The organism is Streptomyces sp. CC224B, from assembly GCF_030010595.1.
GTDB lineage: Bacteria > Actinomycetota > Actinomycetes > Streptomycetales > Streptomycetaceae > Streptomyces > Streptomyces longispororuber.
In genome coordinates this window covers 49,495-63,794 of sequence record NZ_JASCXL010000025.1, presented here as the reverse complement: position 1 = coordinate 63,794, position 14,300 = coordinate 49,495, and the positions used below count along the sequence as shown (strand labels likewise).

12 protein-coding genes are annotated in these 14,300 nt (G+C 72.2%); 5 read left to right on the top strand and 7 right to left on the bottom strand.

Going from position 1 to position 14,300, the window contains the following annotated elements; all coding sequences use genetic code 11:
* Positions 1-224 precede the first annotated feature (224 nt).
* The 3 genes from QK440_RS12825 to QK440_RS12815 form a co-directional block, all read right to left on the bottom strand.
* On the bottom strand, positions 225-1,043 hold the full coding sequence (locus QK440_RS12825; protein WP_282793184.1) for a thioredoxin domain-containing protein: 819 nt from the start codon (positions 1,041-1,043) through the stop codon (positions 225-227).
* Positions 1,044-1,079: 36 nt separating this feature from the next.
* Complete coding sequence (locus QK440_RS12820; RefSeq protein WP_282793183.1) at positions 1,080-1,763, bottom strand: hypothetical protein; 684 nt, start codon at positions 1,761-1,763, stop codon at positions 1,080-1,082.
* A 116-nt stretch (positions 1,764-1,879) separates the two neighbouring features.
* Positions 1,880-3,232, bottom strand: coding sequence for a DUF2252 domain-containing protein (locus QK440_RS12815; RefSeq protein ID WP_282793210.1), 1,353 nt, complete (start codon positions 3,230-3,232; stop codon positions 1,880-1,882).
* 228 nt (positions 3,233-3,460) lie between these two features.
* Between QK440_RS12815 and dnaE the strand changes: the two genes are divergently transcribed.
* Positions 3,461-7,000, top strand: a complete 3,540-nt coding sequence (gene dnaE, locus QK440_RS12810) for a DNA polymerase III subunit alpha (protein ID WP_282793182.1) — start codon at positions 3,461-3,463, stop codon at positions 6,998-7,000.
* Between the two features lie 99 nt (positions 7,001-7,099).
* On the opposite strand, the gene QK440_RS12805 is transcribed toward dnaE, so the two are convergent.
* Positions 7,100-7,270, bottom strand: a complete 171-nt coding sequence (locus tag QK440_RS12805; protein WP_282793181.1) for a hypothetical protein — start codon at positions 7,268-7,270, stop codon at positions 7,100-7,102.
* 306 nt (positions 7,271-7,576) lie between these two features.
* Between QK440_RS12805 and QK440_RS12800 the strand changes: the two genes are divergently transcribed.
* The 4 genes from QK440_RS12800 (at position 7,577) to QK440_RS12785 (ending at position 11,583) form a co-directional block, all read left to right on the top strand.
* Complete coding sequence (locus QK440_RS12800) at positions 7,577-8,794, top strand: NYN domain-containing protein (RefSeq protein ID WP_282793209.1); 1,218 nt, start codon at positions 7,577-7,579, stop codon at positions 8,792-8,794.
* 150 nt (positions 8,795-8,944) lie between these two features.
* Positions 8,945-9,970 carry an ABC transporter ATP-binding protein gene (locus QK440_RS12795; RefSeq protein WP_282793208.1) on the top strand — a complete coding sequence of 342 codons (1,026 nt, stop codon included), beginning with the start codon at positions 8,945-8,947 and terminating at the stop codon, positions 9,968-9,970.
* Positions 9,971-10,064: 94 nt separating this feature from the next.
* Complete coding sequence (locus tag QK440_RS12790; protein WP_282793207.1) at positions 10,065-10,838, top strand: ABC transporter permease; 774 nt, start codon at positions 10,065-10,067, stop codon at positions 10,836-10,838.
* A gap of 70 nt (positions 10,839-10,908) precedes the next feature.
* Positions 10,909-11,583 (top strand): DUF2567 domain-containing protein, encoded by a 675-nt coding sequence (locus tag QK440_RS12785; RefSeq protein WP_282793180.1) that lies wholly within the window; start codon positions 10,909-10,911, stop codon positions 11,581-11,583.
* Between the two features lie 234 nt (positions 11,584-11,817).
* On the opposite strand, the gene ybaK is transcribed toward QK440_RS12785, so the two are convergent.
* The 3 genes from ybaK to QK440_RS12770 all read right to left on the bottom strand — a co-directional run bounded on the left by ybaK (position 11,818) and on the right by QK440_RS12770 (position 14,152).
* Positions 11,818-12,318, bottom strand: coding sequence for a Cys-tRNA(Pro) deacylase (gene ybaK, locus QK440_RS12780; RefSeq protein ID WP_282793179.1), 501 nt, complete (start codon positions 12,316-12,318; stop codon positions 11,818-11,820).
* 65 nt (positions 12,319-12,383) lie between these two features.
* Positions 12,384-13,124, bottom strand: a complete 741-nt coding sequence (locus QK440_RS12775) for an LON peptidase substrate-binding domain-containing protein (protein ID WP_282793178.1) — start codon at positions 13,122-13,124, stop codon at positions 12,384-12,386.
* An 11-nt stretch (positions 13,125-13,135) separates the two neighbouring features.
* The gene (locus QK440_RS12770) at positions 13,136-14,152 is read right to left on the bottom strand and encodes a hypothetical protein (RefSeq protein WP_282793177.1); all 1,017 of its coding nucleotides are present in this window, start codon (positions 14,150-14,152) and stop codon (positions 13,136-13,138) included.
* Positions 14,153-14,300: the final 148 nt, after the last annotated feature.

Sequence of the window (14,300 nt, the reverse complement as noted above, 5' to 3'; positions counted from 1 at the left end):
AAAGTTCGCTCGCTCTTCCGCTCCGTGTCTACTGCGCCTGCGTGATAACTCCCGGAGAGGTGGTGGAGAAGCACCCGGGAGACACCGGAGAGGTACCGGATGCCAGGCGGGCCAGGCGTGCCACACGTGTCAGGCGTGTCAGGCGGGCAAGGCGCGCCACGCCTGACGCGGGTGCCGCGGGGCGCGCCGCGCCGGGAGGCCGCGGATCCCGCCTGCGGGTCAGGTCAGCCCTTCAGCGCCTCGTCGACGGCCTTGTTGAAGTCCTTGACGTTCATCGGCGCGTTCTTGCTGCCCGGTGCCGTGAGGTGCTTGCCTTCCATGACGAACGCCGGGGTGCCCTCGACGCCGTCCTTGTCGTCCTGGAAGGCCTGGCCCATCTCCACGGCCCAGCGGTCGTACGTGCCGTCCTTGACCGCCTTCTTGAAGGCGGCGCTCTTCTTGAGCTCCGGCACCTCGTTCGCGATCTTCAGCAGGTACGCGTCGTCCTTGAACTTGTCGTCCTGCTCGGCCGGGTGGTTCTCCGCCGAGTACAGCGCCTTCTTGTAGGCGAGGAAGGCGTCCGGGGAGACGTTCAGGGCGGCGCCCAGGGCGCTCATCGCGTTGCGGGAGCCCTCGCCGGGGATGTTGTTGTCGAGGAAGGTGGCCCCGACGAACTGGACCTTGTACTTGCCGTCCTTCAGGTCCTTCTCGACGGTCGGGCCGACGGTCTGCTCGAACTGGGCGCAGATCGGGCAGCGCGGGTCCTCGTAGACCTTCAGGGTCTTCTTGGCGCTGTCCTTGCCGACGACGACCGTGGTGCCGTTCTCGCCCGTCGTGTTGGCGGGCTTGACGAGCTTCTGGTCCTTGGCCTCTTCCCAGTAGCCCGGCTTGTTGGACTGCATCACGGCGTAGCCGACGCCGCCCGCGAGGGCGAGGACGGCGACGATGGACACGCCGACGACGATCGACCGCTTGCGCTTCTCGCGCCGGCGCTCGGCCTCCTGCTGGGCGCGGATCCGCTCGCGTGCGGCCTGCTTGGCGGCCTGGCTGTTGCGCTTGCTCATGGGGAAACTCCGTGGGTGTGGTGGGGACGTACGTACTCAGGCGGCGGCGGCCGAGTACGGCGGTCCACGCCGTCCCACACAGTGCACGAGGAGCCGGGTGTGCGCCGCGCGGACCCGGAGCGCGGGCCGCGGCGTCCGACGGGCCGGAGCGGTCCGGCCGGTCACCACGGCGACGGCGACGATCAGCGGCCGGAACGTGGCCGCGGCCACGGCCCGGAGCAGTTGCCCGAGGGCGCGCTCACCCCGGTGCAGCCAGGCGGCCGCGAGCAGTCCGACGCCGACGTGCGCGCCGAGCAGCAGCCACGCCAGGGCCGGGTCGGCGTCGGCGAGCAGCACGGCGCCGTGGCTCTCGCCGCCCGCCACCCGGGCCAGCGGCGAGCCGACGTCGCCGCCGCCGCACAGCACGTCGAAGCCGACGGAGCGCAGCGGGCCCGCGACCGGGCCGCCCGCCTCGCCGTAGCAGACGTGCTGGCCCGTGGTGAAGACCGTGTCGGCGGCGAGCTCCAGCGGGACGAGCAGCGCGGCGATCCCGCCGAAGCCGCGCTCGCGCCCGGCGAGGGCGTACGCGACGACGTAGACGGCGGCCGTGATCGCCAGGCAGGTGGGCAGCGGCAGCGGGGCCCGGGACAGCAGGATGTGCGACGCGGCGGACAGCAGCACGACGAGTGCCGTGAACAGTGCCGCGCGCACCACTCTGATCTGGGTCCCGATTATGTCCATCGCGCAAGCGAGTGTGCCATGAGCCGTCGTAAGGCAGTCCTAAAGGGTCCCTGTGAATCGCGCCGGGCCCCGCCGGGCCGCACCGGGGTCCCGCCCGGCCGCGCGGGACCCGCTCCCTACAGTCCCGGTATCCGCCCGTTGCGGAACAGGTCGACGAAGATCTGGTGGTCCGCACGCGCGCGGGCGCCGTAGGCGTGCGCGAAGTCCACCAGGAGGGCGGCGAAGCCCTCCTCGTCGGCGGCGATGGCCGCGTCGATGGCCCGCTCCGTGGAGAACGGCACCAGGTCCGAGTGGCCGCTCTCGTCGTCCGCCGCCGCGTGCATGGTGGCCGTGGCCCGGCCCAGGTCGGCGACCACCGCGGCGATCTCCTGCGGGTCGTCGATGTCCGACCAGTCCAGGTCGACCGCGTACGGCGACACCTCGGCGACGAGCTGGCCCGCGCCGTCCAGCTCCGTCCAGCCGAGCCAGGGGTCGGCGTGCGCCTGCAGGGCGCGTTGCGAGATGACCGTGCGGTGGCCCTCGTGCTGGAAGTAGCCGCGGACGGCGGCGTCCGTGATGTGCCGCGAGACGGCCGGGGTCTGGGCCTGCTTGAGGTAGATCACGACGTCGTTCTCCAGCGCGTCGCTGTTGCCCTCCAGGAGGATGTTGTACGAGGGCAGGCCGGCCGAGCCGATGCCGATGCCGCGGCGGCCCACCACGTCCTTGACGCGGTAGGAGTCCGGGCGCGTCAGGGACGACTCCGGCAGCGTCTCCAGATAGCCGTCGAAGGCGGCGAGGACCTTGTACCGGGTGGCCGCGTCCAGCTCGATGGAGCCGCCGCCCGGCGCGAAGCGGCGCTCGAAGTCGCGGATCTCCGTCATCGAGTCGAGGAGGCCGAAGCGGGTCAGCGACCGGGCCACGCGCAGCGCCCCGAGCAGCGGGCCCTGGGCGGTGTCCAGCGTGAAGGGCGGCACCTCGTCGCTCTTGGCGCCCGTCGCCAGGTCGTGGATCCGCTCGCGGTACGCCGCCGCGTACGTGCCGACCAGGGCGGTGATCTGCTCGTCGCTCAGCGCCTTGGTGTACCCGATCAGGGCCAGCGAGGTGGCGAAGCGCTGCAGGTCCCAGGTGAAGGGGCCCACGTACGCCTCGTCGAAGTCGTTGACGTTGAAGATCAGCCGGCCCTGGGCGTCCATGTACGTGCCGAAGTTCTCCGCGTGCAGGTCACCGTGGATCCACACCCGGCCCGTGCGGTCGTCCAGGTACGGCCCGGTGTGGGCGCCGTCCTCGCCGCGCCCGGCGTGCTCCCGCTCCAGGTCGTGGTAGAAGAGGGCCGCCGTGCCGCGGTAGAAGGCGAACGCCGAGGCGGCCATCTTGCGGAACTTCACCCGGAACGCGGCGGGGTCGGCGGCGAGCAGCTCGCCGAACGCGGTGTCGAAGACGGCGAGGATCTCCTCGCCGCGCTGCTCGGCGGTGGGCTGCGGGACCGACATCGCGGGTGCCTCCTGGTACATGACGCGGGACGGCCCCGGGGCCGTCCCCTTCGAACGGATCTCTCCGTCCTCTTCCAACGGGCGACCGTACGGTGAAAGTGCCCGGCGCCCGGCCCGACCGTACTCCCGGACGGGCCTCGGTTGTCAGCGGCCCGGACTAGACTTCCACGCTGTCCCCCCAGTCCGACCGCAGCCCGTCGTCCCGTGTTTCCCTTGGAGGCCAAAGCCGTGTCGAAGCCGCCCTTCACGCACCTGCACGTGCACACCCAGTACTCGCTCCTGGACGGTGCGGCGCGGCTGAAGGACATGTTCAAGGCGTGCAACGACATGGGCATGACGCACATCGCCATGTCCGACCACGGCAACCTCCACGGGGCGTACGACTTCTTCCACTCCGCCCAGAAGGCCGGGGTCACCCCGATCATCGGCATCGAGGCGTACGTCGCCCCGGAGTCCCGGCGCAACAAGCGCAAGATCCAGTGGGGCCAGCCGCACCAGAAGCGGGACGACGTGTCCGGTTCGGGTGGTTACACCCACAAGACCATCTGGGCGGCGAACGCGACCGGCCTGCACAACCTCTTCAAGCTGTCCTCCGACGCGTACGCCGAGGGCTGGCTCCAGAAGTGGCCCCGCATGGACAAGGAGACGATCTCCCAGTGGTCGGAGGGCCTGATCGCCTCCACCGGCTGCCCGTCCGGCGAGCTGCAGACCCGGCTGCGCCTCGGCCAGTTCGACGAGGCCCTGAAGTCGGCCGCCGAGTACCAGGACATCTTCGGCAAGGACCGGTACTTCCTGGAGCTGATGGACCACGGCATCGAGATCGAGCGCCGGGTGCGCGACGGCCTCCTGGAGATCGGCAAGAAGCTCGGCATCCCGCCCCTGGTCACCAACGACTCGCACTACACGTACGCGCACGAGGCGACCGCCCACGACGCCCTGCTGTGCATCCAGACCGGCAAGAACCTCTCGGACCCGGACCGCTTCAAGTTCGACGGCACCGGCTACTACCTGAAGTCCACGGACGAGATGTACGCCATCGACTCCTCGGACGCCTGGCAGGAGGGCTGCCGCAACACCCTCCTGGTGGCCGAGCAGGTCGACACCACCGGCATGTTCGAGAAGCGCGACCTCATGCCGAAGTTCGACATCCCCGAGGGCTACACCGAGGTCACCTGGTTCCAGGAGGAGGTCCGCCGCGGCATGGAGCGCCGCTTCCCCGGCGGCGTCCCCGCGGACCGCCAGAAACAGGCCGAGTACGAGATGGACGTCATCATCCAGATGGGGTTCCCGGGCTACTTCCTCGTGGTCGCCGACTTCATCATGTGGGCCAAGAACAACGGCATCGCGGTCGGCCCCGGCCGCGGCTCCGCGGCCGGCTCGATCGTCGCGTACGCCATGGGCATCACCGACCTCGACCCGATCGAGCACGGGCTGATCTTCGAGCGGTTCCTCAACCCCGAGCGCGTCTCCATGCCCGACGTCGACATCGACTTCGACGAGCGCAGGCGCGGCGAGGTCATCCGGTACGTGACGGAGAAGTACGGCCGCGACAAGGTCGCCATGATCGGCACGTACGGCAAGATCAAGGCGAAGAACGCGATCAAGGACTCCGCCCGCGTCCTCGGCTACCCGTACGCGATGGGCGACCGCATCACCAAGGCCATGCCCGCCGACGTCCTCGGCAAGGGCATCGACCTGGACGGCATCACCAACCCCGAGCACCCCCGGTACAACGAGGCGGGCGAGGTCCGGGGGATGTACGAGAACGAGCCGGACGTCAAGAAGGTCATCGACACCGCCAAGGGCGTGGAGGGCCTGGTCCGGCAGATGGGCGTGCACGCCGCCGGCGTGATCATGTCCAGCGAGCCGATCATCGAGCACGCCCCGGTCTGGGTCCGGCACACCGACGGCGTCACCATCACGCAGTGGGACTACCCGCAGTGCGAGTCGCTCGGCCTGCTGAAGATGGACTTCCTGGGCCTGCGCAACCTCACCATCATGGACGACGCCGTGAAGATGGTGGAGGCCAACAAGGGCGTCAAGCTGGAGCTCCTGGAAGTCCCGCTGGACGACCCCAAGACGTACGAGATGCTCTGCCGCGGTGACACGCTCGGCGTGTTCCAGTTCGACGGCGGCCCGATGCGCTCGCTGCTGCGCCAGATGCAGCCCGACAACTTCGAGGACATCTCCGCCGTCTCGGCCCTCTACCGGCCGGGCCCGATGGGCATGAACTCGCACATCAACTACGCGGAGCGCAAGAACGGCCGCCAGGAGATCACGCCGATCCACCCGGAGCTCGAAGAGCCCCTGAAGGAGACGCTGGGCCTCACCTACGGCCTGATCGTGTACCAGGAGCAGGTGCAGAAGGCCGCCCAGATCATCGCCGGGTACTCGCTCGGCGAGGCCGACATCCTGCGCCGCGTGATGGGCAAGAAGAAGCCGGAGGAGCTGGAGAAGAACTTCACCATCTTCCAGGCGGGCGCCCGCAAGAACGGCTACTCCGACGAGGCCATCCAGGCCCTGTGGGACGTCCTGGTGCCGTTCGCCGGCTACGCGTTCAACAAGGCCCACTCCTCCGCGTACGGCCTGGTCACCTACTGGACCGCGTACCTGAAGGCGAACTACCCGGCCGAGTACATGGCCGCCCTGCTCACCTCGGTGAAGGACGACAAGGACAAGTCGGCCGTCTATCTGAACGAGTGCCGCCGCATGGGCATCAAGGTGCTCCCGCCGAACGTCAACGAGTCGGTGCACAACTTCGCCGCCCAGGGCGACGACGTGATCCTCTTCGGCCTGGAGGCGGTGCGCAACGTCGGCACCAACGTGGTCGACGCGATCATCCGCTCCCGCAAGGCCAAGGGGAAGTTCGCCTCCTTCCCCGACTACCTGGACAAGGTCGAGGCCGCGGCCTGCAACAAGCGCACCACCGAGTCGCTGATCAAGGCCGGCGCCTTCGACACCATGGGGCACACCCGCAAGGGCCTCACCGCGCAGTACGAGCCGATGATCGACACCGTGGTGGCGGTCAAGCGCAAGGAGGCCGAGGGCCAGTTCGACCTCTTCGGCGGCATGGGCGAGGACGACTCCGACGAGCCGGGCTTCGGCCTGGACGTGGAGTTCTCCGACGACGAGTGGGACAAGACCTACCTGCTCGCCCAGGAGCGCGAGATGCTCGGCCTGTACGTGTCGGACCACCCGCTCTTCGGCCTGGAGCACGTCCTGTCGGACAAGGCCGACGCGGGCATCGCCCAGCTCACCGGCGGCGACTTCTCCGACGGCGCGGTCGTCACCATCGGCGGCATCATCTCCGGCCTCCAGCGCAAGATGACCAAGCAGGGCAACGCCTGGGCCATCGCCACCGTCGAGGACCTCGCGGGCTCCATCGAGTGCATGTTCTTCCCGGCGACCTATCAGCTCGTGTCCACCCAGCTCGTCGAGGACGCCGTCGTCTTCGTCAAGGGCCGCCTCGACAAGCGCGAGGACGTCCCGCGCCTGGTCGCGATGGAGCTCCAGGTCCCCGACCTGTCGAACGCCGGGGCCAACGCCCCGGTGCTGATCACCATCCCGACCGTGAAGGTGAGCCCGCCGATGGTCACCCGCCTCGGTGAGATCCTCAGCCACCACAGGGGCAACAGCGAGGTGCGGATCAAGCTCCAGGGCGCGCAGAAGACGACCGTGCTGCGGCTCGACCGGCACCGGGTGAAGCCGGACCCGGCCCTCTTCGGCGACCTGAAGGTGCTGCTCGGACCGTCCTGCCTGGCGGGCTGACCCGGCGAAGCACGGCGCTCCACCGAGGGCGCGCGACACGGCTGAGGGGCGCATCCACATCGGGTGCGCCCCTCAGCCGCGCCTGCTCCTGCTCCCGCGTCAGTTGTGGCCGAAGCGACGCTCGCGATGCTTGCGCGCGACGTCTCCCGGGGTGGCCTCGGCCGCGGACTTGGCCTGCGCCTCCATCGCGGACTGCTGCGCCTGCTGCTGTCCGCGCTCGGACTGGGCGGCCGCCTTCTGGTTGCGGTCGCGGTTCTTGTTCTTGGCCATGGTGATCTTCCTCCTGCGAAGGATCGGGGGGCCAGGACGCGACCAGCCTCACATAAGCTTCACAAGTGTGCATTTCGGGCAATCACCGTGTGTAAGAAGGGCTTGCGTAAGAGGCGCCGTCGACGGGTACGGAGTCGGTACGCCACGCCGAAGATCGAGTTCGGGCCGTTAACCTCCGCGAGGTCGGGCAGACTCGAAGGAAACCCGAAGCAACCTCCAGGATTCTCCGGATCTCCAGGTCCTCGTCGCGGATCTGTGAGACCTTCGGGCACCTTCGGGAATCTCCAGGGAAAGAGGGTGGATCGCGTGGACCGCTGCGTCGTCCTGGTGGACGCCGGGTACCTGCTGGGAGCCGCCGCGAGCCTCCTCGCGGGGGAGCCGTCCCGGTCGAGGATCACCGTCGACCACTCCGCCCTGATCCAGGGCCTGCGCGAGCGCGCCGAAGCCGACACCGAGCGGCCGCTGCTGCGCATCTACTGGTTCGACGGCGCCCCCGACCGGGTGCCGCAGCCGGAACACCGCAGGCTGCGCGTGATGCCGCGGGTGACCGTCCGCCTGGGCGCGCTGACCCGCAGCGACGGGCGGTGGGCGCAGAAGGGCGTGGACGCCGCCATGCACGCCGAGCTGACCGAACTGGCCCGCAACCGCGCCTGCTCCGACATCGTCCTCGTCACCGGCGACGGCGACCTGCTGCCCGGCATGATGGCCGCCAAGGAGCACGGCGTCGCCGTCCACCTCTGGGCCGTCCAGGCCGCCGACGGCGACTACAACCAGTCCGAGGACCTGGTCGCCGAGGCCGACGAGCGGCGCGTCCTCGACCGCGCCTGGATCACCAAGGCCCTCCGCGCCAAGGAGTACGGGGGCGTCTGCGCGCCCCCGCCCGCGCCCCGGCCCGAGATCGCCGCCATCCTCTCCGCGCCGCTGCCCGAGTCCGCCCTCGGCGCCGCCGCGGAGGCCGCCGAGCGGCCCGCCGCCCCGCACGCGGACGCGGCCCCGCGCGCCGCGGAGAACGGTGAGCGGGCCGTCAAGGGCGTCCCCACCCCCAAGGACCTCGCCGCGCTGCGCGGCCCCGCCCCGGCCCAGACCGGCAAGGAGCACACCACCGCGACGCTGCGCTGGTCCTCCGACAAGGGCTGGGTCGAGCGCCCCGGCATCCCGGCCGAGCCCCCGGAGGCCGCGGCCCTGCCCACCCTCGCCCAGCTCACCACGGCCGAGCAGCGCTGGGCCGACCGCGAGGAGGACATCACCACGGTCGGCGGCGACCCGTACGAGGTGGGGCAGGTCTTCGCGCGCCGCTGGATGGCCCGCCTGCCCGAGCAGCACAACCTGCAGAAGCTGTCGACGATGTACCCGCGCATCCCGCACCGCATCGACGGCGAACTGCTGCGGTACGCCGCCCGCTTCGGGCTGCTCGCCCACAAGGACGACCAGATCGACGAGCACGACCGATATGCCATCCGTGCCGGATTCTGGCGCGAAATCGACGTACGCACCGCCGCGGAGCCCGCCCCCGCCGGGGACTGAGCCGCCCGCGGCCGCCCGGACGGGGGTCGGGATCAGGCCCGCGACCGGACCCGGCCGGGCCCCGGCCGCACCCGGTCGGGGGTGTGAGGCACGCCCCGGGCGCCCCGCCGCGCGCCCGACCCCGTACCCTCGTGCTTCGTGAGTACGCGCGTGGCACAGGCAGTCCGAGGGGGGCTCCGGCAGGGGCACGGCAGCGATGCCGTCTGCGTGGTCCGCGACCTGGTGAAGGTCTACCCGGCCGTCCGGGGACGGCGCGGCAGGCCCGCGACGCCCGAGGTGCGGGCCAGCGACGGCGTCGGCATCGAGGTCGCCCGCGGCGAGATCTTCGGGCTCCTCGGGCCCAACGGCGCCGGGAAGTCCACCCTCGTACGCCAGCTCACCGGCCTGATGCGGCCCGACAGCGGCAGTGTCGAGGTCCTCGGCCACGACATCGTGCGCCACCCCGAGCGGGCGGCGCGGCTGCTCGCCTACCTCGGCCAGGAGTCGACCGCGCTCGACGAGCTGACCGTCTCCCTCGCCGTCGAGACCACCGCGCGGCTGCGCGGGCTCGACGCGGCCGCCGCCCGCGCCCAGCGGGACGACGTCCTGGAGGAGCTGGGGCTCACCGCCCTGGCCGGCCGCCCCCTGAAGAAGCTCTCCGGGGGCCAGCGCCGGCTCGCCTGCTTCGCCACCGCGCTGGTCGGCGAGCGCCGGCTCCTGGTCCTCGACGAGCCGACGACGGGCATGGACCCGGTCGCGCGGCGCGCCGTGTGGGGCGCGGTCGACCGGCGCCGCGCCGAGCGCGGCACGACCGTGCTGCTCGTCACCCACAACGTCATCGAGGCCGAGACCGTGCTCGACCGCGTCGCCGTGCTCGACCACGGCAAGGTCATCGCCTGCGACACGCCCACCGGCCTGAAGGAGAAGGTCGCGGGCGAGGTGCGGGTCGAGCTCGTGTGGCGCGACCGGGCCCCCGTCGACGTACCGGAGGTGGCCGCGCTGCGGTCCTCGGCCGTCGAGTCCGGGCGCCGCTGGACGCTGCGGCTCGCGCCGGAGGAGGCCCGGGCGGCCGTCGCGGCGGTCACGGGCGGCGTCGCCTTCGCCGCCCTGGACGACTTCACGCTGGCCACGCCCAGCCTGGAGGACGTGTACCTGGCCCTCGGCGGGCGCGGCAGGGACGGGCTGGTGAAGGCGTGAGGGGCCGGGCCGTGAAGCGTAGGGACGTCTGCAGGAAGGTTGTCCGTTGAGTGCCGTTCCCCTGGAGGCCGTGGTCAGGGCCGAGGACGAGCGCGTGGCCGCGCCGGACGTCGCGGCGCCGCTCGGGGCGCGGGCGCGGATGTTCCCGGCGCTGACCGCGGTCTACCGCGCGCAGCTCTCGCGGGCCCGGGTCGCGCGCATCCCGCTGCTCTTCGTCGCCACCTTCCAGTCGGTCGGGATCATGATCCTGATGCGCGGGGTCGTGGACGGCGGCAGCGAGGCCCACGCCGTGGTGGCGGGCTCCTCCGTCCTCGTCGTGGCCTTCGTCGCGCTCAACCTGCTCGCCCAGTACTTCGGCCAGCTCCGCGGCGACGGCGGGCTCGACCACTACGCCACGCTGCCGGTGCCGCCCGCCGCCGTCGTGCTCGGCGCGGCCGCCGCGTACGCCTCCTTCACCGTGCCCGGCACGATCGTCACGGCGGTCGTCGGGTGCGGGCTCTTCGGGCTGCCGCTGACCCACCTGTGGGTGCTCGCCGCGGTGATCCCGCTCTCCGGGGCCGCGCTCGCCGGGCTCGGCGCCGCGCTCGGGCTGCTCGCGCCGCGGCCGGAACTGGCCACGCTCCTCGGTCAGATGGGCATGTCGGCGGCGCTGCTGCTCGGCGTGCTCCCGGCCGAGCGGATGCCGGGCTTCCTGCAGTACGCGCGCGATCTGCTGCCCTCCACGTACGGCGTCGAGGCGCTGGCCCGCACCTTCGGGGGCGACCCGGACTGGGGCGCGGTGCTGCTCGACCTCGGGGTGTGCGCGGCCGTCGGCGTGGTCTCGCTCGCGGTCGCCACCTGGGCGTACCGGCGCGCGGCCGTGCGCTGACGCCGCCCGCCGTTCACGCTCGCCGCCGTCCGGTGGCGCGGCCCACAGGCGGAGCTGGCACCATGTCTGGGTGACCGCACCGCTGACACCCTCCCAACCGCCGCACGAGCCCGAGCGCAACCCCTTCCAGGCACCGCGGACGCCGGACGCCGCCACGTCCCCGGCGGGGCCCGGCGGGTACGGATGGCCCCAGCAGGACGAGGAGGGCGGGCCCGGACCGCGCCGGGAGATCGGGCAGGCCGCGGTGATCATGGTCGCGGTGGCGGTCAGCGGCGTGCTGCTCGGGCTGCTGTGGCTGTGGCTGGCGCCCCGGGTGCCGCTGATCGCCGACAAGCAGGCGGTCTACCTCAAGGACACCGAGGGGGAGCAGGCCATCGGGGTCGACGGAACGTTCACCCTCCTCGGCCTCGCCTTCGGCTTCGTCACCGCGCTCGTCGTCTTCCTGGTGCGGCGGCGCGGCGGGATCCCGCTGGTGGTGGGGCTCGGCCTCGGGTCGCTCCTCGGGGCGGTGCTCGCCTGGCGGGCGGGGGTGTGGCTCGGGCCCGAGACGGACGTGGTGGCCCACGCGCGGTCCGTGGGGCGGGGGGTCGTGTTCGACGCGCCCCTGGAGCTGAAGGCCAAGGGCGTGCTGTTGGCGTGGCCGGTGGCGGCGATGGTCACGCATCTGGTGCTGACGGCGTTGTTCGGGCCCCGGGACCCGGAGCCGGTGTACTCGCCGTACGGGGCGGGTGCGGAGCGGGGCTGAGCCCTCGCGGGGGGCGCCCCAGCCCCGCCCCTTTCCCGTAACCAGGGGGCTCCGCCCCCTGGACCCCCGAATCGCGCTGGCGCGCTCGTCCTCAAACGCCGGACGGGCTGGAACAGGAGTCAGGCCGGGCGGCGGCCGTGGTTGGACTTGGACTTGCGTACCCGCCACTTCCGCTTGCGTGTTTTCTTCGACATGGGTGTGGTCCTAGTCGAGGACCCCACCCCCGTCGAGGGCTCATTCACGCCCGATGGGCGCGAGCACCGCGTCCGTGAGGGCCGCCAGGTCCGCGGGGGCCAGCTCCACCTCCAGGCCGCGGCGGCCCGCCGAGATGCAGATGGTGGGGTGCGCCGACGCCGAGTCGTCCAGGACCGTGCGGAGCTTCCTGCGCTGGCCCAGCGGGGAGATGCCGCCGCGGACGTAGCCCGTGGTGCGCTCGGCCGCCGCCGGGTCGGCCATGACCGCGCGCTTGCCCGCGACCGCCGCGGCCAGGGCCTTGAGGTTCAAGGTGCCCGCCACCGGGACGACCGCCACGGTCAGCTCGCCGTCGACCTCGGCGACCAGGGTCTTGAAGACGCGGTCGGGGGACACGCCCATGGCCTCGGCGGCCTCATCGCCGTACGAGGGGTGGGAGGGGTCGTGCTCGTACGAGTGAAGGGTGAACTCCGTGCCCGCGCGGGTGAGGGCGACCGTCGCCGGGGTGCCGCCCGCCTGGGACTTCTTCTGCTTCTTCGCCACGTCGCCTGCCTGTCGGATGCGTCAGTTGCGTCGATTGCGTCAGTCGATTGCGTCAGTCGATCGCGTCAGTTGAGGCTCGTCGCGCCGCGCGTAAGCTCCGTCGCGGGCAACGACGGCAGGTTGCGGATGATCGCGGTCTCGCTGCGCAGCAGCTCCAGCTCGTCACGCAGCCGGGCCGCGGTGTCGGGTGCCTCCAGGAGGCGCTGCTTCGTCGGGGTGTCCAGGACGGCGGCCGCCGCGACCAGGTACGACACCACCGACGGCTCGTCCGGCAGGTCCGTGCCCGTCGACAGGGACCGCTCCCGGGCGCCCGCGAGCCGCTTCTGGTACGAGCGGAAGGCCCGCAGGACGCCCTCGGCCAGCGCGCCGGCCTCGTCACCGGGCTCCTCCGGCAGCGGTTCGAGCTCGGCGGTCAGATACGCGCCGGAGGCGTCCACCGAGCGCAGCCGCACCCGGGTGGTGCCGGTGGCGAGGACCTCGAAGCCGCCGTCCTCGCGCTCGCGGATGGTCGCCGCGTCGGCGACGCAGCCGACCTCGTGGAACGCCCGTACCGGGTCGTCGCCGAAGCCCGCGGCGGGGCCCTGCTCGGGCCGGGCCGTCGGGTCGGGGAGGCCCGGCGCGCTCGGCGCGACCTCGCTGCCGTCGCGGATCGCCACGACGGCGAACTGCCGCTGCTCGTCGTCGGGACTCTTGAGCAGGTCGCGCATCATGGCGCGATAACGCTCCTCGAACACGTTCAGGGGCAGTACGAGCCCCGGGAACAGCACCGAGTTCAGCGGAAAGAGGGGGAGCCGGACGGTCGTCACGAGCCGAAAGCCTAACGGCCGCCGTCGGCCTTCCTCTCCCCGCGCCCGCGCCCGGACCGCACGGGTGTGCCCGCGGCCACCTCGATGCGGACCCCGTCCCGCAGCTCCAGGAACTGGCCGAGGGGGTCGTCGGCGACCCGGTCCCAGGGGAACGACGTCGCGTACGGCCCGATCAGGCGGAGCTGGTCCAGGGCGTCCTGCCAGCGCTCCAGGCGGACGAGGACGTACGTGAGGACGTTGCGCACCTCGGCCGGCCAGGGGTCGGCGGGCGCGTACGACGCGGACAGGGCGATGGCCAGGTCGGCGGCCGCGTCCAGGCGCTCGCGCGGCAGCCGCCCGCCGGTGCTGGTCAGGTACGCGAACGCGGCGCGCACCGGGAGCGCCTGTATGAGCGAGCCCGGCAGCGCGTCCGCCGCCGCCCGCTCGGCGAAGTCGAAGCACTCCGCGTGCGAGCCGTACCAGTCCGCCGAGAGGTACATCAGCGCCGAGGCGTGGCAGCCGTAGTGGTACGAGGAGCGGCGCACGGCCTGGGACCACAGCTCCTCGAAGTCGGAGTGCGAGGCGCGGGTGCCGCGCGCGTGGTCCAGGGCGATGCGCCACGGCACGGGGTCGCGCGGGTCGGCCTCGGCGGCGGCCGTGAGCAGCGGGCTGACCTCGCGGAGCAGCTCGGCGCGGGCGGGCGACTCCCAGCCGCGCACGACCGCGAGCTCGGCCTTGAGCAGCAGCGCGTCCGGGTCGTGCGGGGCGGCGGCCAGCCAGTCGTCGAACCACTCCGAGCGGGAGCGGGCGAAGGCGGCGAGGCGGGTGGCGTACCGGTCGCGGTTCTCCCACTCGGCGGCCTCGCGGGTGGTGGCCAGCAGCTTGGCCGCCGGACCGTACTCGCCGCGGCCCGCGGCGACGAGCGCCGGGCCGAGGCGTTCGTCCGGCACGTCGAGCAGGACGTCGTCGTCCGGGGGCAGGCCCTCGGCGAGGCGCGGGGTGTGGCGGACCATGCGGGCGGTGCGGATGAGGGCGCGCAGCAGCGGCATGGTGCGGTTCCCCCTCTTCTCACGCCATAGGTGGTGGTCTGGTGCGGTCGCTGTGTGATGACGGGCCGGGTGGGGGGATGGTTGTGCGGGGCCGGGTAACGGTTCAGCGAAGCTTCTGGCCCCTGGGCCTTGAGCGGTTTTCCCGGCG